We start from the raw sequence: 24,854 nt of genomic DNA on the forward strand, positions 1-24,854 counted from the left end.
CCTACCAGCGGATCAGCGTGAAGCCCTCATAGCGGAGCAACACCCGGTGGACTACTGTCCGCCAGGTATGCCCGCTGTCGCCAAGTGAATACCAAAGGTAAATGCGGTGCGAGCTCCGGGCGGATCCCGGGCCTACCCCGGTCTCGGGGCAGCCTGCCAGGTAAGGGCTTCCCGCCCATATCGGATAGATATACGGGTGTGGTCCGGCCGCGGCACTCGGGCGGACCTGGTAGGACATCGGAGCATGGCCAGAGTTGAGCTCGGGGTGCTTTACGTCCTCGTCTGCGGTGGGCAGCCGGCGCACGCGGTCGAGCCGTTCGTCGAGCGGTCACTCGCCGCCGGCTGGGACGTGTGCGTGATCGCGACGCCGTCCGGGACGAGGTTCCTGGACGTGGCGCGCCTGACCGAGCTGACGGGGCACCCGGTGCGCTCCGAATACAAGCGCCCCGAGGAGCCGGACGTGCTTCCGCCCCCGGACGCGTTCGTCGTGGCGCCGGCGACCTTCAACACGGTGAACAAGCTCGCCGCCGGCATCTCCGACACCCTCGTCCTCGGACTGGTCAACGAGGGCCTCGGCGCCGGCAGACCGATCCTGCTGGCGCCGTTTCCCAACCGGGACCTCGCGCGGCACCCCGCCTTCGCCGCGAGCCTCGCCGCGCTGCGTTCCTGGGGCGTGCGCGTCCTGTTCGACGAGGACGACTTCGCCMCGGTCCGGCCGGGCGAAACCGCCACGAGAGACGAAGCGGCCGGAAGAGACGAAGCGGTGGCCAGCGGCCCGCGGTTTCCCTGGGAGGCGCTGACCGCGGAGCTGGCCCACCTCGCCGCCGAGGTCCGCGCCCGGCCCACCGACTGACGCGCTACGGGCAGCCCGCGGCCGGCGGCCGGCCTGGTGGTCGGGGCACGGCGGTCGACGGCGGCGGTCGACGTTTGGCGGTCGACGTTTGACTTGGAGCACGCTCGAAGTTCTAGCGTCGAGGCATGGTCGATGGTCGCACCGCACCGAGGCTGCCCGAGCTATCCGCGCTGACCGAGCTGCCCGAGCTGCCCGAGCTGCCCGAGCTGCCCGAGCTCCGCGCCGCCGTCGGCGGCGGCGGCGTCCGGAGCGACGCGGACCGCCCGGACGCCGGCACCTCGTCCTGCGCCCTGGTCGACGCGCGGATCGGTCCCGGGCTGAGCATCACCGAGGCGGCCCGGGTCAGCGGCGTGACCGCGCACACGCTGCGCTACTACGAACGGGCCGGGCTGATGCGCGACCGGGTGGCCCGGGCGTCATCGAGCCACCGGCGCTATTCGGTCGACGACCTGCGCTGGATCGGCACGCTGACGGCGCTGCGGCGCACCGGGATGCCGATCCGCCAGATCGCCGAGTACGCGGCCCTGGTCCGGGCAGGGGACGGCAACGAGGCCCGGCGCCTGGAACTGCTCGCCGGGCACCGCCGCCGGGTCGCCGAGCGGCTGGCCGAGGTCAGCCGCCACCTCGAGGCCATCGACACCAAGATCGAGATGTATGCGAGCAAGAGCGAGCTCAAAACGGAGAGGACGCTCACCTGATGTCATCGACACCGCCATCCGCGTCGACCACGCCGACGCTGGCCCAGGTCCCGCTGGGCGGCCAGGGGCTGGTCGTCTCGGCCCAGGGCCTCGGCTGCATGGGGATGTCCGCCTTCTACAGCGGACGAGACGACGACGAGTCCATTGTCACCATCCACCGCGCGCTCGACCTGGGCGTGACGTTCCTCGACACCGCCGACATGTACGGCCCACACACCAACGAGCGGCTCGTCGGCCAGGCGATCGCAGGCCGCCGCGACGAGGTGGTCGTGGCGACGAAGTTCGGCATCGTCTACGACGCCGAGAACCCGCTGGCGCGCCCCGTCAACGGCAGGCCGGAGTACGTCAGGTCGGCCTGCGACGGGTCCCTGCGCCGGCTCGGGATCGACCACATCGACCTCTACTACCAGCACCGGGTCGACCCGAAGGTGCCGATCGAGGAGACCGTCGGCGCGATGGCCGAGCTGGTCGCCGCCGGCAAGGTCCGTTACCTGGGGCTGTCCGAGGCGGCGCCCGCGACGATCCGCCGGGCGCACGCGGTGCACCCGATCACCGCGCTGCAGACGGAGTACTCGATCTGGTCCCGTGAGCCGGAGGCGGAGATCCTGCCGACGACCCGCGAGCTCGGGATCGGCTTCGTGCCCTACAGCCCGCTCGGCCGTGGCTTCCTGACGGGCACCTTCCGCAAGGCGGCCGACATCGCCGCCGACGACTTCCGCGCGAACATGCCCCGGCTGACCGGTGACAACCTCGCCGCGAACCTCGCCGTGGTCGCGAAGGTCGAGCGGATCGCCGCGGCGCACGGCGCCACCCCGGCCCAGGTCGCGCTCGCCTGGGTGCTCGCCCAGGGCACCGACATGGTCCCCATCCCGGGGACGAAGCGGCGCCGTTACCTGGAGGAGAACGTGGCGGCGTCCGCCGTCGAGCTCACCCCGGAGGACCTGGCCGAGCTCGCCACGGCCGGCGACGCCGTCCAGGGCGACCGCTACGCCGACATGTCCACGGTCAACAGGTAGCCACGATCAACCGGTAGCCGCGGTCAATCCGTGGACCCGGTCACCCATAGGACCGGTCAGTAGAGCTCTCCGGCGGAGGCACGGGCGATGACCTGCGCGGCGATGACGCCCCGCTGGATCTCGTTCGTGCCCTCGCCGAGGATCATCAGCGGGGCGTCGCGGAAGTAGCGCTCGACGTCGAACTCCTGGGAGTAGCCGTAACCACCGTGCACCCGCATGGCGTCGAGCGCTACCTTCATCGCCGTCTCGGAGGCGAACAGCTTCGCCATCCCCGCCTCCAGGTCGGACCGCTTCCCGGAGTCGAACCGCGCCGCGGCATCGAGGGTCAGCAGGCGGGCGGCCCGCAGCTGGGTCGCCATGTCGGCGATCAGGTTGCCCACGCTCTGGTGCTTCCAGATCGGCTGCCCGAACGTCTCGCGCTGCTGGGCGTAGGAGACGGCCGCCTCCAGCGCCGCCTGGCCGACGCCGAGGGCGCGGGCGGCGACCTGGATGCGCCCGACCTCCAGGCCACGCATCATCTGCGCCCAGCCCCTGTTCGGTGGGCCGCCGAGCACGGCGTCCGCCGGGACTCGCATCGCGTCGAAGGAGAGCGTGCACGCCTCGACGCCCTTGTAGCCGAGTTTCGGGATCTTCCCGGAGATCTCCAGACCGGGGCCTGGCTCGACGAGCAGGACGCTGATCCCCCGGTGGGCCGGTCTCGCGTCCCGGTCGGTACGGCAGAGCAGGCCGATGAGGCCGGAATGGGCGGCGTTGGAGATCCAGGTCTTGGCGCCGTCGACCACCCAGGCGTCGCCGTCCCGGGCGGCGTGGGTCTTCATCCCCTGCAGGTCCGAGCCACCGGCCGGCTCGGTGAGCGCCATCGTCGCGCGGATCTCGCCGGTCGCCATCCGCGGCAGGTAACGCAACCTCTGCTCGTCGGTCCCGAACGTCCTGACGAGGTACGTGATGACGGAATGGCCGCCGACGGCGCCGGCGAGGCTCATCCAGCCGCGAGCCAGCTCCTCGGTCACCCGGGCGAACGCCGCCATCGAGATGTCCACTCCGCCGTGCTCGGCCGGCACGAGCAGGCCGAAGAAGCCGAGCTTCTTCATCTGTTCGATGAAGTCGTGCGGATAGGTGTCGGTCGCCTCGAAGCGGCGTACGTCCGGTCTGACCCGCTCGTCGACGAACTGCCGCACGACCGCGATCATGTCCAGCTCGTCCTGGGTCAGCTCGGTCACCGCTCTGTCCTCCCACCCGCCGATCTAGCTGGCGCCTCCGGTCATGCCCGGTCATGCCCCTGCCGACCGGAAACAGCCTGCCGGAGGTGCCGTTCCTGACGCTCGTCGACATTCTGGACGGCGGGACGACGGGACGCCCGCGGGACGATGGGACGCCCGGGCGGTTGCGCGCTCGCCGGGTGTTGCGTCAGAATGACGTTCCGATGAAAGAGAATGCAGTTCCCTTGCCGGGTGAGGTCAACGGGGCGGGGCCCGTCGGCGTCCCAACCCGGGTCGTGGCGCTCCAGGGAGCGGTGAACATCCGCGATCTCGGGGGTTACCCGACTCTCGACGGCGGCCGGGTGCGATGGGGCCAGGTATACCGGTCGGCGGGGCTGCACCGGCTCACCACCGAGGACGTGGCGACGCTGGAGCGACTCGGACTGCGCGTCGTCTACGACTTCCGCACCGAGGCCGAGCAGGTCAAGTCTCCCTCCTTGCTGCCCGTCGGGATCCGGCACGAGGCGCTGCCGATCGGCGGCACCGCGTCCCGCAACCAGGACCTGGCCGACCTGCTGGTCGCGGGCCGGTTGGGTGACGTCCCGCCGGACTTCCTGACGCGCACCTACGTCACCATGGCCGAGACCGCCGCGTCGACGTTCGGCAGCTTCCTCACGAAGCTCGCCGACCAGGACGGCTCGCCGGCCCTGTTCCACTGTCACGCGGGCAAGGACCGCACGGGCATGAGCGCGGCGCTGCTGCTCTCGGCGCTCGGCGTCGACGAGGCGACGATCCTCGACGACTACGAGCTCAGCGCCACCCACTTCACCGCGAGCCAGCTGGCGAAGCTCCAGGTCAAGCTCGACGCCGCGGGCATCGACCTGGCGCACTACGACGCCGTGTTCGGCGCCCCCCGCCACGCCATGGCGGTGACGCTGGATACCCTGCGCGCGCAACATGGCTCGGTCATCGCCTACCTGGAGGCCGAGGCGGGCGTGACCGCCGAGGTCGTGACCGCGCTGCGGGCCCGCCTCGTCGAAGCACCGACACCGGTGCTGGCACCGGACCGGGCCTGAGCCACCCGCGTCCACCCGGGCGCGGGTCTGTCGTTCCGTCTCTGCGCGAGGTGGCCGTGACCGATTCCGAGCCCGTCGTCCGCTACGAGGTGGCGGACCGCGTCGCGACCGTGACGCTGAACCGTCCCAAGGCGCGCAACGCGCTCAGCCGCGCGGTGACGTACGCGCTCTGGGACGCCGTGGGCGCCGCCGAGGACGATCCGGGCGTCGACGCGGTGATCATCACCGGCGCGGACCCGGCCTTCTGCGCGGGCGTCGATCTCAAGGAGATCTCGGGCGAGACCGCGCCCTCGGCCGAGCAACGGCCCGCGGACTCCGGCCCCACGCGCGGCGAGGACGGCCTCTTCCGGTTCCTGCCCGTCATCTCGAAGCCCGTGATCGGGGCCATCAACGGCGTCGCGGTCACCGGTGGCCTCGAGGTCGCCCTGCAGTGCACGTTCCTGGTCGCGTCGGAACGCGCCCGGTTCGCCGACACCCACGCCCGGGTCGGGATCATGCCCGGTGGCGGCCTCACCGTGCTGCTCGCCCAGTCCGTCGGCCTGCGCCGGGCGATCGAGATGTCGCTGACCGGCAACTTCGTCACGGCCGAGGAGGCCAGGGACCTCGGTCTCGTCAACCACGTCGTGCCGCACGAGGAGCTGCTGCCGTTCGCCCGGCGCCTGGCCGCCGACATCGTCAGCAACGACCAGCGCGGCGTGCGCCGGCTGCTGCGGCACTATCGCCAGCTGGCCGACACGGCCACCCTCACCGAGGCGCATCTGCTCGAAGGTGTGCTGGCCGAGACGTGGGTGCCGGGAACGCGCGACGTCGCGTCCAGGCGGGCCGCGGTCACCGCCCGCGGCCGCGCCCAGTCCACCTCCTGACCTGCGTCGCGGGCCTGTCCGCGCCATGGCGCATCCGGGATTCCCGCCGCCCAGCGGGCGCAGGCCGGCCCTCGACCGGCGTAACGATCGACAGGGACGAGACAGCGCGATCTACTGAATGAACGTTCAGCAACGGCGGCGCCGAGAGCCTCCGCGGTCTAGCGTGAAATGACCGGCGCTGCTCGAGGACGGAGGCGACGGTGGTGGCAGACAGACGGGCAATCATGCGGGTCGACCGGGGCGGGATCGGCGTCTACGTCGACCTCGCGGGGCCCGCTGACGGCCGGCCGGTCGTGTTCCTGCACGGCGTGGCCGCGAGCGGCACCGTGTGGGACTGGCTGCCGCCGGCGGTCACGGCCGGACGCCGGGTCGTCAAGATCGACTTCCGCGGGCATGGCCGCTCCGACCGCGCTCCCGGCACCTACCTGCTCCCCTACTTCGCCGACGACGTCGCCGCGGTGCTGCGGGACGTCGTCGGCGGCGCGGCGACGTTGGTGGGGCACTCGCTCGGCGGAGCTGTCGCCTGGTCCGTGGCCCAGCGCCACCCCGACCTCGCCACCGCGCTCTTCCTGGAGGACCCGCCGCTGTTCGCCGGGTCCCGCGCCGACACCGCCGGCTCGCCGGCCGGGGCCGTCTTCGCGGGGATGCGGTCCGCCGCCGACCAGTGGCAGCGCGAGGGGCTGTCCATCGACGAGATCGCGAAGCGGGTGGCCAGGACCTCGTTCGGCCCGCCGCCCACGCCGGCGATGGGCGCCGCCTACACCGCCGACGCGATCGAGGCGACCGCCTTCAACCTCAAGCACCTCGACGTGCGGGTGATCGACGCGGTCCTCGACGGCTCCATGCTGGCCGCGCTCGACACGTCCTCGCCCATGCCCGTGCCGGTCTTCCTGCTCGCCGCCGATGAGGCGCTCGGCGCCGCGTTCACCACCGCCCACACCAAGCAGCTGACTGAGGACCACCCGTCGGTCGAGGTCGTCCACCTGACCGGCGCCGGCCACCGCATCCACCTCGAACGCCGCACCCGCCCCGTCTTCACCCGCCACCTCGTCGACTTCCTCACCCGCCACGCCTGATCTGATCATGAAGACGGCGCCGGGCACGGCCGCTGACGGCGGGGTCAGTCCGCCTGCGGTCCGGTCGGGCGACGGGGTCCCCGCCGGGCGTGCGGCGTCCGAACGTGTCCCCTCCCGTCGAGCCGGCTGGGCGGGACGCCTACCGTGGTGGCCTTGCCAGCGGCGCGCCGCCGCCCCGGCGGTCCACACCGCCGCCTTTACCGGTCGTTTAATCCCGATCTCGGTAGGCTTGACAGGAGCTGGGTACCAGCGGTGCGGGGGACGGGAATGACGGGCGGTTCGGCGGGCTACAGGTCCGACCACGACCTCCCGCCCAACTTCCGCCAGTTGGTGCCCGTCGGGTCCGGGTCGGCCGGGCAGGTGTACCGGGCGTACGACGAGGCGCTGAGCCGCACCGTCGCGCTGAAGCTGTTCACCGGGCCGCTCACGGACGACCCGGCGGCGCTCGCCGCGTTCCGTCTCGAGTGCGCGACGCTGGGCCGCCTCTCAGCCCACCCGGGTGTCGTCTCCGTCCACAGCGCCGGGCTCACTCCCGGCGGCCGTCCCTGGCTGTGCATGCAGTTCGTCGCGGGCGGCACCCTGTCCAGGGCGCTGCGCCGCGACGGGCCGCTCGCCCGGGCCGAGGCCCTGCGGATCGGCGCCCTCCTCGCCGACACGCTCGCCTGGGCACACGAGCTCACCCCGCCGGTCCTGCACTGTGACGTGAAGCCGGGGAACATCCTGCTCACCGGCGACGGGCATCCTCTGCTCAGCGACTTCGGCGTCTCCGTCTGGGTGGCGTCGGGCCGCTCGTCCGTCACCGTCAAGGGCTTCACCCAGGCCTACGCGGCGCCGGAGGTGCTCTTCCATGGCCGGTTCTCGCCGCGGTCGGAGGTGTGGAGCCTCGCCGCGACGCTGTTCGAGATGCTGACGGGCGCACCGCCGTTCGAGCAGCTGCCCGGGGAGGGCACGGGCGCCTTCATCGAGCGGGTCGGCTACGGCCTGCCCAGCGACGCCGACCTGGGCCTGTCGGGGCCGCTGCGCACGCTGCTGCGCCGCGGCCTCGCCGTCGACCGGGAGATCCGGTGGCCGTCGGCAGCCGCCTTCGCCGCGGCGATCCGTGAGACACAGGCCATGCTCGGCCTGCCCGTCACGCCCGCCGTTCCGGCGCCGGCACCGTTCCCTTCCGACGACGTCCTCGTCGCCGACGCGCCCGCCATCCACGCCGCGCAACCGCAACCGCAACCGCAACCGGCCATCCTCGCCGGCCGGCCGATGTGGTCCAACGGGAGTGCACCCGCGCGCGGCACCGCCGCGGACGACCGGCCCCCGCACCCGAGCCAGGAGCCGGCGCGGCCGGGCCGGGAGCCCGGGGCCTCCGGCGACGGGGCCTCCGGCGACGGGACGGGCGCCGCGGGGCAGCTGGCGCCGGACACCGCCGGGAGGCAGCCAGGTACCGGGCCGCGCCGCGCGGTGCCGCACTGGTGGATACCGGCCGCGTTCACCGCCCTCGTGGTCGTCGCCCTCACCCTGATGCTGGTACCGCGCAGCCGTGGGCCGAGCACGCAAAGCGAGCCATCGCTTGGCACCACCCTCAGCGCCAGCCTGCCCGCCAGCGCGGTGCCGACGTCCTCGCCGCTGGCCGAGACGGAGACGGCGCCGGGGCCGGCGGCGGGCGGCACGCTCTCGCAGCTCCCGCCCTCGCAGGCCGGCCAGCCCGGCCCGGCACAGGCCGTCCTCCAGCCCGGCCAGCGGATGGAACGGGGCCAGCGGCTGGTGTCGGGCAACGGCCGGTTCGTCGCGGCCATGCAGTCCGACGGGAACCTCGTCGTGTACTCCGAAGGCTCCGGCGCGGTCACCCCCACCTGGCAGTCAGGGACCAGCGGAACCAGCGCGTCCTACGCCGCGATGCGCGACGACGGCGACCTCGTGCTCTACGGCGACGACGGGACGACCGTGTACTGGAGCTCGGGTACCCACGGGTCCGACGTCTACCTCTGGATGCGTGACAACGGTGAGCTCGTCGTCTGCCTCGAGGACGGCACCGTCCTGTGGGCCCGCCGGAGCGGGACCGGCTAGTCCCGGCCTCGGGGATCGCCGGCGAAACCGCCCGGCTCCTGTCCTGGACGCGATCGATGGTCGATGATGGCGGCATGCCCACGAGCACCTGGCCGGTTCGGGTCGTCCTCGCCGTCGTGACGCTCACGGCCGCGGTGACGCTGGCCGGCTGCGGTGGCGGGAACAAGGCCGCGAGCTCCGCGCCCGACGACGCCAAGGCCGCCTGCTCGGCGCTCGCGCGGACCAAGCCGAACCTGAACCATCCCGTCGACGTCGACTGGCGGCGGCTGCGGGCCGCCGGTGACCTCGGTGTCGCCGCCGCCACCGCCGACAAGAAGAAGTACGGCGACCTCTCCCAGCCGTTCGCTGTGGTCTACCGGGACGCGCTGAACTCCGAGACGACCTCCATCTACACCGACGTCCGCGCCGCCCTCTCCATCTGCGCCGACAAGAACCTGCCCCACTGACCCACTCGCGCCGGCTCGCTTGGCGGCCCGCGGCGCGAGGCGCCAGCCGTGGCGGCGGCCGTGGCGGCGGCGATCAGGCGACGGTGGCCGCGTTCGCGCGTTCGAGCAGGTAGTGGCCGGCGACGATCGGGGCGTAGGCCGTGCCGGCGACGAGTGGCTCGACGACCGTGTCGACGTCGGCCTCGAGGAACACGATGAGGGAGACCAGCTCCTCGTCGGGCGCCTCGGCCGGCGGCGGGAGCACCCGGTGGCGGGTGGACCGCCAGCGGTCGCCGGTCCAGCGGGCCAGCAGGTCGCCCACGTTGACGGTGAACGCGTCCGGCTCGTAGGGGGCGTCCATCCAGCGGCCGGCGCGATCCTCGACCTGGAGGCCGCCGTAGCCGGGCTGACGGTCGAGGATGGTGAGAACGCCCCAGTCGGTGTGCGGGGCGACCCGGAACTGGCCGTCGAGCGGGGTCCCGGTCTGCGAGCGCGCCGGGTAGCGGTTGATGTTGAGGGTGTGCGGGCTGGCGCGCACTCGCTCGGCGAACCACGGCTCGGGCAGGCCGAACGCGACGGCGCAGGCGCGCAGCAGGTCGTCGTAGAGGGCGCGGACCTCGTCCGTGTAGCGCTCGCACAGCGCCCTGAGCTCGGGGCTCTCGGCCGGCCAGACGTTTGCGGGAAACCACGTCCGGTCGAGATCCGCGTCGCCCGTGGAGAAGGCGCGCCCGAAGGTCAGGCTCTCCTTGAGGTCGGCGCGGGTGGAGTCGGCGACCTGGCCGTAGTAGGCGTTGGCCTCGCTGCCGGGCGGGATCCAGCCGCGCCCGCCGACCGACGTCGCGTAGGCGGTCTTCGCCCCGGGCGGCAGGGCGAAGAAGCGCGCGGCGGCGGCGCGGATGTCCGCCCGCAGCCCGGCGCTGATCCCGTGCCCCCCGACCAGCAGGAATCCGGACTGGCGCAGCGCCACATCCAGCTCGCAGGCGAACCGGTAGCGCTGGTCGCCGGTGCCCGCGCGCCAGCGGCCGATGTCGAGCAGCGGAAAGTCCGGTGTCGTCGTCACCTAGGTCCTCGCCTCCGCGGCCCCTGGTCAGGGCCGTCCAGTCCTCGGCCGGAGCGTTGGCGCGACCCGCCCTTACTCGGCCCACGCCGCGGCGGCGAACAGCCGCCACGCGGGGTCGGTACTGGCGGGCCGCGCGTCACCGGCAGGCAGCGGCGCCGCGCGGTGGTACCCGTCTACCTGCCATTACGGCCCATCGACGTTTCACCAGGCGGCCCCGCGGGTTACGGGACGGTGGCCATCAAGGACCCGGACGCGACACCCAGGCGCGCCGGCGCAGCCTCAGCCGTCGCGGTCGCGCCGGACCTGCTTGCAGGTGCAGCCCTGCGGTCGGCGGCCGGGCGGCCAGGTCAGCACGACCTGGCGGTCCAGTCCGCGTGCGCGCTCTCGTTGGAAGTCCCTGCAAGCCTCGCAGGGCAGGTTCACCTGCGGCCCGGTCGTCTCGCGATTTCTGTACGTGTCCCCCATGCTTCGGAGAGTAGCGCGATTGACGGGCGTTCCGGAGATGCGCAGCCTCGGCGTGGCTGCCTTCCGGCGGTTCGGACCACGGGCGGCACGGCCGATGGCCCGGTGGCGGCACGCGCGGGACCGGTCTCGCCCTGGTCCGGATGGTTGGCTCTCGCGCGCCCCCCGGCGGCCGGCGTGGCCGGGGGCCCGTCAGCGGGACAGGCGGTCGGTCGCGGGGCCGGCGAACGGGTCCGGGCCGGCGGGAAGGCGGATCCACGGTGCGCCGCCATTTGTCCCGGCCGCGGCCGTCCAATTGGACCGTCCAAAAGCGCCGATGTGCGCCTTACCACCCGGTGTACCAGCTCACACCGCGACGGCCGGCCGTCGGGAAATTGACAATTCCCGGGCCGATGACCACGACCGAGGGGCCGGGTGGCTAAACAGTGTCCGTACCCGGTGCAAACGGCGGGACAACCCGACACTCGTCGGCCGAGTACGGTTCAGGCGCTCCTGCGCGCCGAGGCGGTGGCCGGCTCGTCGGCGGTCGCGGGGTCGGCCCCGGTGATGGTCCAGCGGCGGTCGCGCGATGCCGCGACGCCGAGATCCTGCATGTGACGCAGCTCGGCGGTCACCTCGGCGGCGGGGAGGCCGAGGTCATAGGCGAGGGACCGAGCCCGAAGTGGGCGGTCAGCGCTGGCGAGGGCCGCGTGCAGGCGGACGGCCACCCAGCTGGGGCGGCCGGGCGCGGCCGCGGCGGGCGGCTGGTGAAGCCGCCTCGGCTGGCTTGGAACGGACGGGGCCTCGGCTACTAACCGAGGCTTCCGCCGAGCAGAAGAAGTGTTGCCGCTCACAGCATGCATCAGATTCACCCATCCAGAATTCGGTTCCCCCCAACAATGCTTCACGGCCGCCCCTCAGTCACGGTGAGGTTCATCGCGCAACAGCCCGTAACCACGCGAATACGTAATATTCAAGACATCTGAGCGAGCGCCCGCGGGACACCGGACAGCGGTCAGCCTCCCCCGGTCCGGCGCGGTCGGCGCCCACTCCAGTCGGCACCAGGTGAGGTTCACCGCCACCTCCAGCCCGCTCGCGACATCGCTCCGTGGTCGAGGGCCAACTCTATATGGCCACCGCCCGACCGCAAGACGTAGTCACGTCCGCGCCTTTCGTCGACCATTCGATCGAAAGGTGACAGAAAGACCACAGCGCGCGGCCACCGGCCGGAGCGGCGCCGCGACCGAGCGCGGCACGGCCGACCGAAGACGTGCCACCACGGCCGGCCGGCGAGGCGGGCACTCACGGTCGCGAGCCCACCTCTTTCGGCACCCTCAACGCCCGTCACCCCACCACCGGTAGCCGAACGTGACCACCCGCATCGGGCTTACCCGCCCGACCAAGCATCCACGTCGACAGCCCTTGCGGCGAAGCGCACATTAGGGAAACCTAACTTAACCAACCAACAACCTCGCCGATCAGGTCGGCGCGCCGCCTCACGGGTGGAGCCGCGAGCCCGGCTGGCAGGACAGCGATCGGAGGTCCGCCACGAGCCGCGAGCCCAACCCACCGACGAGCCCCGACGACGGCACGCAGTGGCGCGCTCCCGAGGCGCTGCCACATGACATCAACGGATGCTTAGGCTAGCCTAACTTTAGGAACCRCAAAATGCACCGGTCTGGTCACTATGCGTCTACCGACCCGAACCGAACCGACCGACCGACGCGTGCGCACCGCCGCCGCCAGCGCGCGGGTGCCACCAGGCCGCCGCCTCCGCGTGCCGTCGCACCAACCGCCGCTCGCGGCACCGCCCCACCCGCCGACCCGGCAGCACCGCTCCACCGCCGCGCCGCGGCACCGCCCAGCAGCCCGACGCCTCACCCAGGGAGTACATCCCCGTGTACCGGTCCTTGCTTACAAGCAAGATCCATCGTGCACCCGCACCCATATCCCACCGGAGGCACCCGTGGTAGGGCGACCGCATCCCGCGGTACCGCAGTCAACGCAGACGACGGAATCGGAGCTCTACGACGTCATCGGCGTCGGGTTCGGGCCGGCGAACCTGGCCCTGGCGATCGCGATCGAGGAACACAACGCGCGCGCCGACGAGCGGAACCATCGGCGCGCCGTCTTCCTGGAGACTCAGGAGCGGTTCGGCTGGCACCGCGGAATGCTCATCGACGGCGCCACGATGCAGGTCTCCTACCTCAAGGACCTGGTGACGCTGCGCAATCCGACGAGCGACTTCAGCTTTCTGGCCTACCTGCACGGCTGCGGGCGGCTGGTCGACTTCATCAACCACAAGACGATGTTCCCGTTGCGCCACGAGTTCCACGACTACCTGGAGTGGGCCGCCGGCCGGCTCGACCATCTGGTCGAGTATGGCCAGACCGTGACGGCCCTGCGCCCGGTCGTGGAGGAAGGCGAGATCACCCACGTCGATGTCGTGAGTCAGGACGGCGACGGCCGAACCGTCGTCCGCCGCGCCCGCGACGTCGTCGTCGCGCTCGGGCTGGAGCCGCGGCTCCCCACGGGCGTCGCGCTGGATGACCGGGTCTGGCACAACCGCGACCTGCTCGACCGGCTCGCCGACCTGCCGCCGCTGCGGCACCGCCGGTTCATGGTCATCGGTGCCGGCCAGAGCGGCGCGGAGGTCACCGATCACCTGCACCGGGCGTTCCCCACCGCCGAGGTCCACGCCGTCTTCTCCCGTTACGGCTACAGCCCGGCGGACAACAGCCCGTTCGCCAACCAGATCTTCGACCCGGACGCCGTCGACGACTTCTTCGAGGCGTCGCCGGACGTCCGCCGGATGCTCACCGACTACCACCGCTCGACCAACTACTCCGTCGTCGACATGGATCTCATCGAGGACCTGTACCGGCGGGTCTACCAGGAGAAGGTGCGCGGCCCGCGCCGCCTGCACCTGGTGCGTGCCTCCCGGCTCGCCCAACTGGAGCGGCTGGACGAGGGCGTGCGCGCGACGGTCGAGTTCCTGCCGACGGGCGAGCGACGCGACCTGGACGTCGACGTCGTCGTGTTCGCCACCGGTTACCGGCCGCGGGAGCCGCGGGCGCTGCTCGGTGAGGCCGCCGAGGCGTACCGGGTCGACGACGCGGGCCGTCCGCTGTTCACCCGCGACTACCGCCTGGTCGCCGCCGGTCCCGCCACCGCGGCCGTCTACATCACGGGAGCGACCGAGCACACCCACGGCATCTCGTCGACCCTGCTGTCCAACGTCGCCGTCCGCGCCGGCGAGATCCTCGCCTCCATCCTCGCCCGCGCCGGCTCGCCGGCCGGGGACGACGCCGTGGCTCGCGACCATCGCCTGGTCTCCGCGCTCGGCTGACGCCGCGGCCTCGGGCACAGCCCGGCCTCCCGTCCTTGGCCGGCACCCGCATTGGCTGGCGCCCGGAGTAGCTGGCCTACGCCGAGTGGCGGCCGCCGAGCAGGAGGTGCTGGTAGCTCGGGAGGTCGGGGTGGCCGGTGGCCTGGTAGAGCGCGTCGGCCACGGCGCGGGCGAAGGTGTCCGCGGCGGCGACCAGCAGCTCGTTGAGGTTGGCCGCCGGGCGGGCGCCGGTGGCCAGGGCGAAGACGGAGTCGCCGTCGACCATCGTGTGCGCCGGGCGGATCGCCCGCGCCATCCCGTCGTGCGCGCTCGAGGCGAGTCGCGAGCACTGCGCCTTCGTCAGCACCGCGTCGGTCGCGACGACACCGATCGTGGTGTTCATGAGCAGGCCCGGGATCGGCGGCGACGGGGGCGGAGACGGCGAACTCGGAGATGGGGAGTTCGGGGACGGCGGGTTCGGGTGGCGGGGGTCGGAGTCGCGGGCCGCCGTGGCGAAGTCGGGCGGGAACGGCCTCGGTGCTCGGTCCGAGGCCAGCCAGGCGGCGAGCAGCGCGGGGTCCGGCGGGGGAAGCTCGCCGTCCAGGTCGCCGTAGAGACGGCCGGTGCGCGGGTCGACGGCGGAGCCCGCCGAGTTGACCACGGCCAGCGCCGCCACGATCGTCCCGTCGCCCAGCACCGTCGACGCCCCGCCGACCCCGCCCGCGAGGGCGTCACTGACCGCGCCCGTCCCGGCGCCGACGGTGCCACGGGCCATGGGCCCGGCGGTCGCGTTGTCGTAGGCCAGCGCGCCCAGCTCCGGCCCGGGTACCGCGTGCGAGGCCGGCGAGGCGCCACCGCGACCCAGGTCGAAGATCACCGCCCCCGGGACGATCGGGACCACTCCCGCTGGCCCGACCGGGAAGCCGATGCCCGCGTCCGCGAGCCGGCGCATCACGCCGTCGGCGGCGGCCAGCCCGAAGGCGCTCCCCCCGGTCAGCACGACGGCGTGTACCAGCTCGACGGCGTTGCGGGGGTCGAGCAGGTCGGTCTCCCGCGTCCCCGGTGCTCCGCCGGCGACGTCGACCCCGCCGACCGCCCCGGCCGGCGGCGCGAGCACGACGGTCACCCCGGTCCGCCACCCGTCGCCGACCCGCTGCGCGTGCCCGACGGCGATTCCCGGCACGTCCGTCAGCGACCCGGCGAGACCCGAGGCGCCCCGGTCCCTGGCCGCGCCCGCAACCGCGTCCGGGGACCCGGCCCACGCTGGTCGGCCCGAATGCTTCATCACCCACATCCTGCCGACCCCCGACCGCTCGCGCGACCGGTGCCACGCCACGAGCCAGCTGGGCTTTCGTGAGCCTCGCCACCTGGCGGATGCGCTCCAGGGCGGGCTGGAGACCGGTGGGTGGGCTAGTTCAGCCGACGGAGGCCGGCAAGGCGGCGGTCGTCGATCGCGCGCAGCCGCTCGGCGACCCGCTCCAGCAATGCGGGGTCATCCAGGAACGTCACCGGATGCTGGGCGGGCGGCACYGGTTTGGCCACCCGCCGCGGCAACGGCGCGGCCTCTCCCCCGGGACGTCCTCCAGTCCGGCGCACGAGCTCCCTCCGCCCACATGGATCTACACATAGCCGACAAAAGCCCTGATTCCTCCACCTTGCCATCCCGGTCGGCTGGGTACCAGGGGAACCCCTGACATCATCGCCTATCGACCCGCTCATCGAGCGGCTCAGGGGAAGATCAGGAACGCAGCGCGTCGCGGCCCATATGCTCCACCAGGTCGTCGGGCAGATCCGGTGTTGGGGTCTCCTCGACCAGCTTCTGATGGTGGCGCTGCACCGAGCAGTCGCGGGGTCACAGGTCCAGGAAGGCCGACGCCTCGACGCTGAGGACCTGGTGACGCGGCGTACGGCAGGGGCAAAGCTGGGTCCGGGCTGACGAGGTGGCTTGGTTGGTGCCGCGCTGATGCGCCGTCGCCTTCGACCACCTGGGGACACCGTCGATGGGAATCCGCGCGCCACGGATTCCACTGAACCCGCGCGGTCACGGATGACGGCACGGCTATGATTCCGCTACGCGGCGCATCCGTGATCAACGGGGGTCCGGACGGCGTGGCATCGGGGGGTGCCATGCATATCCACATGTGGTCGTTACGGATGCCCTGGACACGGGCGGTAGCCGTTCTGGCCAGTCTGTTCCTAACGATCACGCTCGCCAGCTGTGGTGGGGAGTCGAACGGCGCGGAGCCGAACAGCGGGGACGGCGCGTCAGTGGAATCCTCGACACCGTCGGCCTCGACCCGTCCGCCGATATCGGGTTCGTCCTCGCCGACGCCGACGGCGACCGGGTGCCCGCGAGGTCCGGCCGCGCCGGACCTCGAACCGGCCGCTGACCAACGGGCCGGAGTGAAAGACCTGCGTGTGTCCCTGTAGCGGGCCGGCCACCGGGGCCGGCCCTGCTCGCCAGGGGATGATCGCCGGCCTGGTAACCACGCCCGTCAGATTCGGTGACGGGGACGCGTCACGAAGCTTCCACCCAATCGCGGTCGATCGTCACGCTGAGACCTCACGGAGCGAGGGATGCGCCCGGCGGGGTCGACATCAACGGTCCGCGGCACTCGTTCGGTGAAAGACGCGCCAGCACCCCCGCAGCCGGCATGAGCGGTGGTCCCGCCGGTCCGCGCCGCGGCTTTCCTCAGACTGAAGTTGCCTTCGTCTGAAAGAACGCCGAGGGCCATGATGATCACCGTGGAGAGGACGGTGAACGTCACGACGCATACCGCCAGGCTCATGGCGATGGGATCCGCGCCCGTCATCGGCGCGCTGCCGTCCATGTGCTCGACGCGCACAGCTGTCATCGCGGTGTAGTGCATCCCGCACACCGCGGCCGTCATAATCACCGAGGCAAGCACGACATGGGTCCGGCTACGCACGCGGAAGGCGATGACGAGCGCGGCGAGCGCGGCCCCGATGGCGATTCCGATCGACAGGACGACTCGCGTCGGGTCATAGGTGATCCTGGATCCAGTTTGCATCGCCGCCATCCCCGTGTAATGCATCGCGGCGATTCCGAGGCCCGCCGTGACTCCGCCGCCGAGGACACGGCCGAGACTGCGCGGGTTGGTGCCCACGATGCCGATTCCCAGCGCCGACGCCGCGACCGCGATGACGAGCGACAGGGCGGTCAGGGGCACGTTGTAGACGATTCCCATGGTGCCGAGGTGATAGGCGGCCATCCCGATGAAATGCATCGACCAGATCGCCCCGCCGCCGAGGCTGACCGAGGCGGCCATGATCCACCGCAGTCGGCGCCGGCCGGAGTTCAACGGGATCCTGATGGCGCTCACGAGCGCGGCGAAACAGCCCAGGAATGACAGTGCAACCGATATGGCCACGGACAGCGTGTCGAAGCTTGCGTGCTGGTACGTCATCCACTCTTCCCAAGGGGCATTTTCTGTCTCACCTGTGTCGATCGGGGTTCCGCGGGCCCGGAACCCCGGTGGAAAGAGTCCACCGGCCGGACGTCGCCTCGGCCCGCGGCGAGAGCAACGTCCCACCGATCCCCCTCCTGGAACGGAGGAACCGCTGCCCTCGCCGCTGAAAACGGGTCGCGCACTCCGGAACCGCGCGCCTGCGGCTAGCTCCCGTGACCGCCGGCCAGCTGCCCGAGGAAGCCGGTGTTGTCGTAGTAGTTGTGCACCTCGACGAGCCGGAGGTCATCGGACACGCGAGCCACGGTGACCCCGAACATCTCGATCCGATCACCGGTCGGCTGGACACCCTTGTACGGCCCGCTGAACGTCCCCCAGTGACGCCATTTGAACGTTATGGTGGGCGGCGCCGAGTAGACCTCGAGGACCTCCCAGAAGAATCCACCCGGGAACGCCTCATGGAAGATGTCGTGAGAGGACTCGAACGTCTCGTCGCCCGCGGAGTAGTACGGGTTCTCGCCGATGAGGATGTTGTAGCTTCCGCGCTCCGCCAGCTCCGCGCTACCGACGGCTTGGCCTCCGTTGACGCTGACCTGCAGCTGGTCGGTGACCGTGCTCACCCATTGCGCGGGATCCTTCTTGTGGGAAAGTTCCATCTCGAAGACCTGGACGACCCTCTCCACTACGTCGGAGAGCGAGCCGGCGGGGTGATGTACGGATTTCTCCAACGGCATCACCTGGTGGGACAGGTGGTAGTCGGGCGGGGCGCCGTCACGCCAGACCACACCCTCCGAGCCCGCGATTACCGCGTCTCGCCCGCGCAGGTGCGGTGGCGTGCTCTCGAGTCCGTCCTCGCTCACGTGGTCATTCTCCTTGTCGGTTGAACGAAGAAATCTGGACCGCGGACGCCGATGGCCAGGACGAAGCCAGGCGCGACCCGGCACTCTTGGACATGTCGGCGAGCGTCATGACAGAGTTGGGACCTCGTCGCTGGCGGCGCCCGCGCGCGACCGATCAGGAGATCGAGCGTTCCTGTTCGGTGGCGGAGGTCACCAAGCAGCCTCCTGGCCCGGGAAAGGCCGAGACCATGGACGCGCGGCGCCGAACGTCGCACTCATGGCCCCACAGAGCACGGAGTCATAGAGAAGGGAAGCCCTAGACCAGCGCCACACCGCGTAGCGCGGAGGCAGGCAGGAGAGCAAGCGCCTTCCCCCCATCGCCGATCTCCATCCCCGCTCCCCTGGGCCCCGTCCAGAGGCAAGCCCGATGGTGGCGACTCCGAGTCCGCGCACAGTCCGTGCGCCTGGAGCAACCGTCGCATCACGGTAGGCCAAGATCGAGAATGTCGAAACCCCCATTCGKGGGTATTCGATATCGTTTCTGGAACAACTTGTTGCGTTAAGTAACTGCAATCATGTAATCGTAACGACCAGTAAACGGCTAGACCGTTGCGTGCCGCCGACATCGTCGCGACCGGGCCCGGTACGCGCGGCCACGTGTCGCCGGTTTTGGAGAACGGCTACGTCGGACCGCGGACTGCGGACCGCGGACTGCGGACTGCGGACTGCCAGCACGAACGCGGGGCGTACATCGCGCCCCGCGTCGGCTGACGACACCGGTCAGCGCAGGATGCCGGCGGCGCGGGCGGCGGACAGCCAGGTGGGGAACTCGGCGAGGAGCTGGTCGTAGAGCTCGCCGGTAGGCAGTTCGCCCGGGACGCGGCCGGTGGCGAGGAAGCCGGCGTTGTCGACCAGCCGTCCTCCCATGGTGTCCAAATCCTGCAGGAACTTCAGGTGACGGCCCTTCCCGAATCCCACGAACTGCCAGAAGATCGGCAGGTTGCTGCTCTGCTGGATCAGGGAGCGCGCCGCGCGCCTGTCGAACGGCGCGCCGTCGGTCTGGAACACGACGAACGCCGGGTAGGCGCCACCGGTCGCCCGGTGGTGGTCGATCACCGCCCGCATCGCCGGGAGGTAGGTGGTGCCGCCCCACGGCAGCTTCGCGTGCAGCGCCTGGATCCTGCCGTGGTAGTTGTCCAGGCCGATCTCGTCGACCAGGCTGACCTTGTCGGAGAAGAACACCAGCGGCACGACGCCGTCGTCGTCGAGGTTCGCGGACAGGCCGAGCACCTGCTCCGCGAAGTGCTGCATCGTCCCGTTCCGGTAGTGGCCGGCCATGCTGTGCGAGTGGTCCAGGACCAGGTAGACGGCCGCGCGCAGCCCGGTCGCGCCCTGCTTGCGCAGGCTTACCCCGGCCGCCTTGTACAGGTCGACGAGGCCCGGCGCGGTCCGCGCGACCTTGTCGAGGCTGATGGCGGGCGCACCCGCCGGCACGGGGCCGCCAGGAGCGTTCCCCGGCGCGGGCTGCCACGGTCCCCCCACCGGCGCGGCCTGCCACCCGCCCGGAGTCGGCGGTCCCCAGGCCGGTGCTGGCTGCACGGGTGCCGGCCGCACGGGCTGTCCCGTCGGCGCGGGCCATGCCGCCGGGGCGGGCGGCGCGAACGGCGTGGCCGGCGTACTCGGCGGGCCGGGAGGCCGCGGCGTGGCTCCACCGGCCGTCCGGGTGGCCGGCGCGGTGGGCGTGCCGGGGTCGTCCACCACGACTCCGAAGTCGGCCGCCAGCCCCGCGAGGCCGGTCGCGTATCCCTGGCCGATGGCCCGGACCTTCCAACCGCCGTCGCGCCGGTAGAACTCCGCCAGCAGCACGACGGTCTCTCCGTGCGTGAGCGGCGTCGGGGTGAACTGATAGCGGCGCGCGCCGTCGTCGACGTCGACCCAGGGCGTCGTGGCGCCGTCGAACACCTCGCCGGGCCGCGCCGCGTCGACGCTCGCGGCGACCACCACCTTGGCGACGTCGCCCGGGACCCGCGCGAGGTCGACCGTCACGCACGCCCCGTCGAGTCGCACGCCGTCCTGCGCCGGATGGTTGAAGAAGACGAGGTCGTCGTCGCCACGCACCTTGCCCGCCGCCGCCAGCAGCACCGCGGACACGTCGATGGACCCACCGGCGACCGCGACCGTCGCCGCGGGCCGGCCGCCGACCAGCGGCGCGTTCGCGCCAGGCGTCAGGCGAGTCACTGCGTTCATGGCGGCGTCTCCCTGGCACTCGACGATGCGCGAGTCCAGGATGGGGGCCCGGCGCCGGGGCCGTCCAGCGGTCAGCCGGCCGGAGCGGCGCCGCCGGGCACGGCCGCCGCCGGCCCCGGCACCCCGGCGGCGAGGTCGGCCAGCAGCGTCCGGAGGACGAGTTCCTCGTCGACCCGGATGCCGTGGCGTTCGAGGGCGGGTCGCAGCGCGGGATCCCAGGACGCGTCGACGGGGCGGCCGGTCAGCGGTCCGCCGGTCGCGGTCGCGATTCCGGCCGCGGCTCTGGCCACGGTTCCCGCCACGGCTCTGGCCATGGTTCCCGTCGCTGTCCCGGCCCCAACCGTGGTCCCGCTTCCGGCCTCGGGCGTGGCCTCGCCCCCGGTCCCCGTCGTGGTCTCGCCTCCGGTCGCGGTCGCCAGGGCGAGGGCCGCGGCGTAGGCCTCGGCGTCGTAGCGCCAGGGGCGCCATCCGACGCGGTCGCGCAGGCCACCCGCGAGGCGCAGGGCGGCCCAGTCGAAGTCGCCGTGGTAGGCGAAGCTCGCGCCCTGGGCCGCGAGCAGCTCGAGCAGGCCCAGGACGGCCGCCGACGGATGCTCGCCCACGCAGACCAACGGCGGGGTGCCCGGCCCGAGCTCGTCGGCCGCGCTGGCGAGCACGATCGGCTGCTGGCAGACGAAGACGAGGCCGGCGCCGACGCCCAGGGCCGCCCGTTCGCCGCCCCGACCGATGACCTGGCGCAGCGTCAGCACGCACGGCTCGCCCGCCTCGTGGGCGGCGGCGAGGACACGGCCGGTCGCGTCCGTCGTACCACCCGGCAGCCCCAGGCACAGCACGGTCGACGTCAGCTCGTCCAGGTGCACCCCGACGGCGGCCCAGGCGGCACGCCGCCCGGCCGCCGACGCGTCGCCCGCCGGCTCGGACCCGGCGAGCACCCGAACGGCGGCGAGCGCCAGCGTCGCTAGCGGCCGGCCGTCGTCGAGCGCGTGCGCGTCGCCCGTGGCCGCCGCGGCCAGYCCGTCGAGCGCCACCCCGCCGGACGGCAGCGCGTCGAGCACCGCCACCAGCCGCGCGACCAGTCCTGCCGCCGTGTCCGGGTCGCCGGCGAGCCGGCGCAGCGCCCCCGTCCCGTCCAGCCAGGCGAGAAACGGCGAGAGCTCCGGGCGCCGGCTGGTGAACGTGTCCAGCGGTGCCCGGGCGGCCACCCAGACCGCGCTCCCGGTGGCGGGCACCGCGGCCTCATCGACTACCGGCCCGGTCAGCAGCACCACCGCAGCCGCGAGCCCCTCCGGGGCCGCACCGCTGGCCCGCAGGATCCGGTCCACCTCGTCCAGCGGGACCGACAGCGAATAGCCCCGACCGGCACGCCGTCCGAGCAGCCGCTCGGCGGCCCGGCGCTGCTCGTGGCTCGCCTTCGGCAGGGTCACGACGCCGGTCAACGGCTGTCTCTGGGCCATCCGCCTACGGGCACGATCGACCAGCCATGCCAGTTGCTCCCCGCCCAGCAGCCGCCGCAGCCGCTCGATGTCCCCGGCCACGCGAGCCGGTACCGATGCACCGCCGATGGCGGCGGTCTGTGAGGCCATGCCATCCCGGGAGGCCGCGGAGTCCGACGGCGGGATCTCGGTCTCAAGGTCGGGCGCGGGCTCGTCGGGTCCGACCGGGCCCGTCGCGACGACGGCGGGGCTCACCGCGCCGCCCACGCGCGCCTCGCGGGATGGTGCGCTGTCCGGTCTGTCCCCTGCTGCCTCATCACCCACGATGGTGGCACCCCCGGAGCGCCACGGTGACGCAGATGGGCACGCGATCGCCTGGGAGTATCGGTCACGCACGCCACCCGCCGCGGCACGCCGGGCTGGCACGGCGAGTTCGGACGTCCTCCTCGCCGCCCACCGTCACGGTCGCTACCCAACCCCGGGGCGCCCGGCGGCCCATGACCGTGATCTGGTGGGATCCTCGGGCCTAGAGCGAGGAAACGAATTACTCAAGTCCGGGCCAGCAGATCTGCGTGACGTCGGTCATGCCTGTACCTCGCCTGAACTACCTGTCTCTCCCGGTCAGCGGCGGTCTGCCACTCTCCTGACGGCGTTGTCGGCCGCCTCGTGTCTCGGGTCCGCGGGGCCTAGGTCCTTCATGCCCCGAGCTAAGCGGGGTTCCTGGGGCAACCCTCGGATGCTTGCTTGGCAGCAGAGACAGGCGTCGTCGCGCCTTTCCTCGCCGCTGGTGGCTGGTCGGCGTCCGGGGCTGAGCCCTGGGGCTCCTCCTTGACTATCGGCGACGGTGCCGGCGATGAGGGCTGCGCCCCTGACCTGCATGAGGATGAGATCGGGTCGGGCCGGTCAGGCTCTCTGCTGACCGGTCGAGGTCGGCCTGGGTGAGCACCGGACGCCCGAGTCGGGTCGACAGCCAACGGCGCTGGTAGGCGCTCAGATCATTGAGGAAGATGACGGCGTCGATGTTCCTGCTCGAACAGGTCGCCGCGATCTGGTCAAGTTTCCCCGGGCCGATGAGGAAGCGGCGGGACAGGGGGCGGTCATCAGCCGTACCCCGCCGTCGGAGACGCCCCGGCGCTGGACGAACCGCTCCAGCACATTTCCTCCCAGCGCCGTCACCCGCACGTCGAGGACATCGAGCCGGGCCTGGTAGTCGCGCTCCTTCGCCGAGAACAGCCCCACCAAAACCACGGAACGGATCGCGGTCACCTGGAAAGCATCCCAGGTCAGCAGCTTCGCGCCGCAGGGATATTCGACGGTCGGCGGGTGCCGCGGCCCCGCGTGAACGAGCGTGCATGATGGCCGACGGCCGGTCCGCCACCGGGTCGACCGGGTCACTAACCCGGCACAGATCGGGCGGACCTACCGCAAGCTGCACAGGAAACCCGACGAGCGCACGCCCCGGTTCACCGAGCGGATGGTGATGATCTCTGACCGGCCGGCCGAGATCGCCGACAGGGCCGTGCCCGGGCACTGGGAAGGCGACCTGATCATGGGTGCCGGCTACGCGTCGGCGATCGTGACCCTGGTCGAACGCACCACCCGCTTGTGTTGCTCGGGCACCTGCCTGGCGGGCACCGCCGAGGAGGTCCGGGACCTGCTCGTGCCCTGATCGGATCACTACCCGACCACCTGCGCGGCTCGCTGACCTGGACCAGGGCGCGGAGATGGCCGCACACCGACAGTTCTCCGTCGCCACCGGCGTCCCGGTCTACTTCTGCGACCCGCACCCCCTGGCAACGCGGATCGAACGAGAACACCGACGGACTGCTACGCCAGTACTTCCCCAAGAGAACCGACCTGTTTGCCCACAAACCCGAAGACCTCGAGCACGTCACCCAGGAACTCAACGGTCGACCACGACAGACACTCGACTGGGCTACCCCAGCCGAGCGCCTACGTGATCTACTGACAGCCACATAGACCATCAGGTGTTGCGAGGACCGCTAGAAACAGCCCTATCGGGAGAAGTATGCCTTGAGGCTGACGGCAGGCCCATCTGAGAACTTCTCCACGGCCACCTTGCCGTTTCCCGGCACAATTGTCGACGCCGCCTCCGGGCTGGACAACGAGGCTGCCTTGGTCGCTCCCGAAGGCGGTGGTGACACGCACGTCAGGCAGATCCCTCCCTGCGTTGTCCAACGCCGTGATCACCAGAGTTGGCACCACGCTCATCCGTCCGTCGTTGTTGATAGAGAGTGTCTGGTCGATGTACCCCGTCTTGCCGAACGCCTGGTAACTGAACGACAACGATGCGATCGTCGCCCTCGCAGAGGCACCACTTAGACTGCAGCCGGCCAGTGCCACGACGCTGAGGACAATGCCTGCGACTGTCGCACCCCACCAGCGCCGAACGAAAGATCGATCAATGCTTGGCATTGCCGGAGAGTAGCCCAATAGAGGGATACGAGAGTCAGCGCGCCTCACGCTTCGCTCCCGGTCTCAGTCGGAGTTCGGCTACACCAAGCGCTCGAGATGGTCACACCGTCGTCGGTGTTCCGGGCCCGGATCAAAACCGTCCGCTCGCACCGGTCCGTCGACGCCCTCGCCGCACGCGGCCGCCGCCCGGTCGACCTCGGTCCCGCTGCCTCCGGCCGAGCCCGGCACCGCGATCGAGGTCGACTGGACCCCCACCAACATCGACACGTTCGCACTCGGCGGGCGGACCTGACCACGGCCCAAGCGTCCACGCTCGCCCGTAGTCCTCCGCGCCAGATCGGCTGTCAGCCTGGCGGCCACAGCACTTGAGTGGGCGGT

At 71.8% G+C, this 24,854-nt stretch carries 19 protein-coding genes and 2 pseudogenes; 10 read left to right on the plus strand and 11 right to left on the minus strand.

Annotated features, from left to right (window positions below):
- Nucleotides 1-244: 244 nt before the first annotated feature.
- The 3 genes from BCD49_RS03775 to BCD49_RS03785 all read left to right on the plus strand — a co-directional run bounded on the left by BCD49_RS03775 (nt 245) and on the right by BCD49_RS03785 (nt 2,567).
- The gene (locus BCD49_RS03775) at nt 245-853 is read left to right on the plus strand and encodes a flavoprotein (protein WP_083401228.1); all 609 of its coding nucleotides are present in this window, start codon (nt 245-247) and stop codon (nt 851-853) included.
- A gap of 125 nt (nt 854-978) precedes the next feature.
- Entirely contained in the window at nt 979-1,551 is a 573-nt protein-coding gene (locus tag BCD49_RS03780) for a MerR family transcriptional regulator (RefSeq protein ID WP_007509657.1), read from the plus strand.
- A complete protein-coding gene (locus tag BCD49_RS03785) occupies nt 1,551-2,567 on the plus strand; it encodes an aldo/keto reductase (RefSeq protein WP_007509655.1) in 1,017 nt (338 codons plus the stop codon). Before BCD49_RS03780 ends, BCD49_RS03785 begins: the two co-directional genes overlap by 1 nt.
- 56 nt (nt 2,568-2,623) lie before the next feature.
- On the opposite strand, the gene BCD49_RS03790 is transcribed toward BCD49_RS03785, so the two are convergent.
- On the minus strand, nt 2,624-3,787 hold the full coding sequence (locus tag BCD49_RS03790; protein WP_007509653.1) for an acyl-CoA dehydrogenase family protein: 1,164 nt from the start codon (nt 3,785-3,787) through the stop codon (nt 2,624-2,626).
- 203 nt (nt 3,788-3,990) lie between these two features.
- On the opposite strand from BCD49_RS03790, the gene BCD49_RS03795 reads away from it, so the two are divergent.
- The 5 genes from BCD49_RS03795 to BCD49_RS03815 all read left to right on the plus strand — a co-directional run bounded on the left by BCD49_RS03795 (nt 3,991) and on the right by BCD49_RS03815 (nt 9,285).
- Complete coding sequence (locus tag BCD49_RS03795; RefSeq protein WP_106410524.1) at nt 3,991-4,842, plus strand: tyrosine-protein phosphatase; 852 nt, start codon at nt 3,991-3,993, stop codon at nt 4,840-4,842.
- 56 nt (nt 4,843-4,898) lie between these two features.
- Nucleotides 4,899-5,705, plus strand: coding sequence for an enoyl-CoA hydratase (locus tag BCD49_RS03800; protein WP_007509649.1), 807 nt, complete (start codon nt 4,899-4,901; stop codon nt 5,703-5,705).
- Nucleotides 5,706-5,905: 200 nt separating this feature from the next.
- Nucleotides 5,906-6,781 carry an alpha/beta fold hydrolase gene (locus BCD49_RS03805; RefSeq protein WP_007509647.1) on the plus strand — a complete coding sequence of 292 codons (876 nt, stop codon included), beginning with the start codon at nt 5,906-5,908 and terminating at the stop codon, nt 6,779-6,781.
- Nucleotides 6,782-7,048: 267 nt separating this feature from the next.
- Nucleotides 7,049-8,839 (plus strand): protein kinase domain-containing protein, encoded by a 1,791-nt coding sequence (locus BCD49_RS03810; protein WP_007509645.1) that lies wholly within the window; start codon nt 7,049-7,051, stop codon nt 8,837-8,839.
- A 74-nt stretch (nt 8,840-8,913) separates the two neighbouring features.
- Nucleotides 8,914-9,285: a hypothetical protein gene (locus BCD49_RS03815; protein ID WP_131803361.1), complete on the plus strand. Its 372-nt coding sequence runs from the start codon at nt 8,914-8,916 to the stop codon at nt 9,283-9,285.
- A 73-nt stretch (nt 9,286-9,358) separates the two neighbouring features.
- Here the strand turns inward: BCD49_RS03815 and BCD49_RS03820 are convergent, their stop codons facing one another.
- Both BCD49_RS03820 and BCD49_RS43965 read right to left on the minus strand, forming a co-directional pair.
- Nucleotides 9,359-10,324 carry an isopenicillin N synthase family dioxygenase gene (locus BCD49_RS03820; protein ID WP_007509641.1) on the minus strand — a complete coding sequence of 322 codons (966 nt, stop codon included), beginning with the start codon at nt 10,322-10,324 and terminating at the stop codon, nt 9,359-9,361.
- 944 nt (nt 10,325-11,268) lie between these two features.
- The gene (locus tag BCD49_RS43965; RefSeq protein ID WP_198536039.1) at nt 11,269-11,493 is read right to left on the minus strand and encodes a hypothetical protein; all 225 of its coding nucleotides are present in this window, start codon (nt 11,491-11,493) and stop codon (nt 11,269-11,271) included.
- Between the two features lie 1,238 nt (nt 11,494-12,731).
- Here BCD49_RS43965 and BCD49_RS03830 point away from each other — a divergent pair.
- Entirely contained in the window at nt 12,732-14,114 is a 1,383-nt protein-coding gene (locus BCD49_RS03830; RefSeq protein ID WP_007509637.1) for a lysine N(6)-hydroxylase/L-ornithine N(5)-oxygenase family protein, read from the plus strand.
- A gap of 76 nt (nt 14,115-14,190) precedes the next feature.
- On the opposite strand, the gene BCD49_RS03835 is transcribed toward BCD49_RS03830, so the two are convergent.
- From BCD49_RS03835 to BCD49_RS44775, 8 genes and pseudogenes are all read right to left on the minus strand, one after another.
- Nucleotides 14,191-15,378 (minus strand): P1 family peptidase, encoded by a 1,188-nt coding sequence (locus BCD49_RS03835; RefSeq protein ID WP_007509635.1) that lies wholly within the window; start codon nt 15,376-15,378, stop codon nt 14,191-14,193.
- A 459-nt stretch (nt 15,379-15,837) separates the two neighbouring features.
- Nucleotides 15,838-15,942: pseudogene (locus BCD49_RS45790) on the minus strand (ATP-binding protein); the annotation flags it as partial.
- Between the two features lie 646 nt (nt 15,943-16,588).
- Complete coding sequence (locus tag BCD49_RS03845) at nt 16,589-17,521, minus strand: MHYT domain-containing protein (RefSeq protein WP_007509631.1); 933 nt, start codon at nt 17,519-17,521, stop codon at nt 16,589-16,591.
- A 206-nt stretch (nt 17,522-17,727) separates the two neighbouring features.
- Nucleotides 17,728-18,381 carry an ester cyclase gene (locus BCD49_RS03850; protein WP_007509630.1) on the minus strand — a complete coding sequence of 218 codons (654 nt, stop codon included), beginning with the start codon at nt 18,379-18,381 and terminating at the stop codon, nt 17,728-17,730.
- 759 nt (nt 18,382-19,140) lie between these two features.
- Entirely contained in the window at nt 19,141-20,607 is a 1,467-nt protein-coding gene (locus tag BCD49_RS45795; RefSeq protein ID WP_007509627.1) for a VWA domain-containing protein, read from the minus strand.
- A 71-nt stretch (nt 20,608-20,678) separates the two neighbouring features.
- Nucleotides 20,679-22,307 (minus strand): TIGR02679 family protein, encoded by a 1,629-nt coding sequence (locus BCD49_RS03860; RefSeq protein ID WP_007509625.1) that lies wholly within the window; start codon nt 22,305-22,307, stop codon nt 20,679-20,681.
- A gap of 565 nt (nt 22,308-22,872) precedes the next feature.
- Nucleotides 22,873-23,130 carry a hypothetical protein gene (locus BCD49_RS46310; RefSeq protein WP_425343354.1) on the minus strand — a complete coding sequence of 86 codons (258 nt, stop codon included), beginning with the start codon at nt 23,128-23,130 and terminating at the stop codon, nt 22,873-22,875.
- Nucleotides 23,031-23,306, minus strand: coding sequence for a hypothetical protein (locus BCD49_RS44775; protein ID WP_232794149.1), 276 nt, complete (start codon nt 23,304-23,306; stop codon nt 23,031-23,033). The genes BCD49_RS46310 and BCD49_RS44775 overlap by 100 nt, the downstream gene beginning before the upstream one ends.
- A gap of 124 nt (nt 23,307-23,430) precedes the next feature.
- On the opposite strand from BCD49_RS44775, the pseudogene BCD49_RS03865 reads away from it, so the two are divergent.
- Nucleotides 23,431-24,020: pseudogene (locus tag BCD49_RS03865) on the plus strand (IS30 family transposase); the annotation flags it as partial.
- Nucleotides 24,021-24,854: the final 834 nt, after the last annotated feature.

Origin of the sequence: Pseudofrankia sp. EUN1h, from assembly GCF_001854645.1 — a bacterium.
Classification (GTDB): Bacteria; Actinomycetota; Actinomycetes; order Frankiales; family Frankiaceae; genus Pseudofrankia; species Pseudofrankia saprophytica.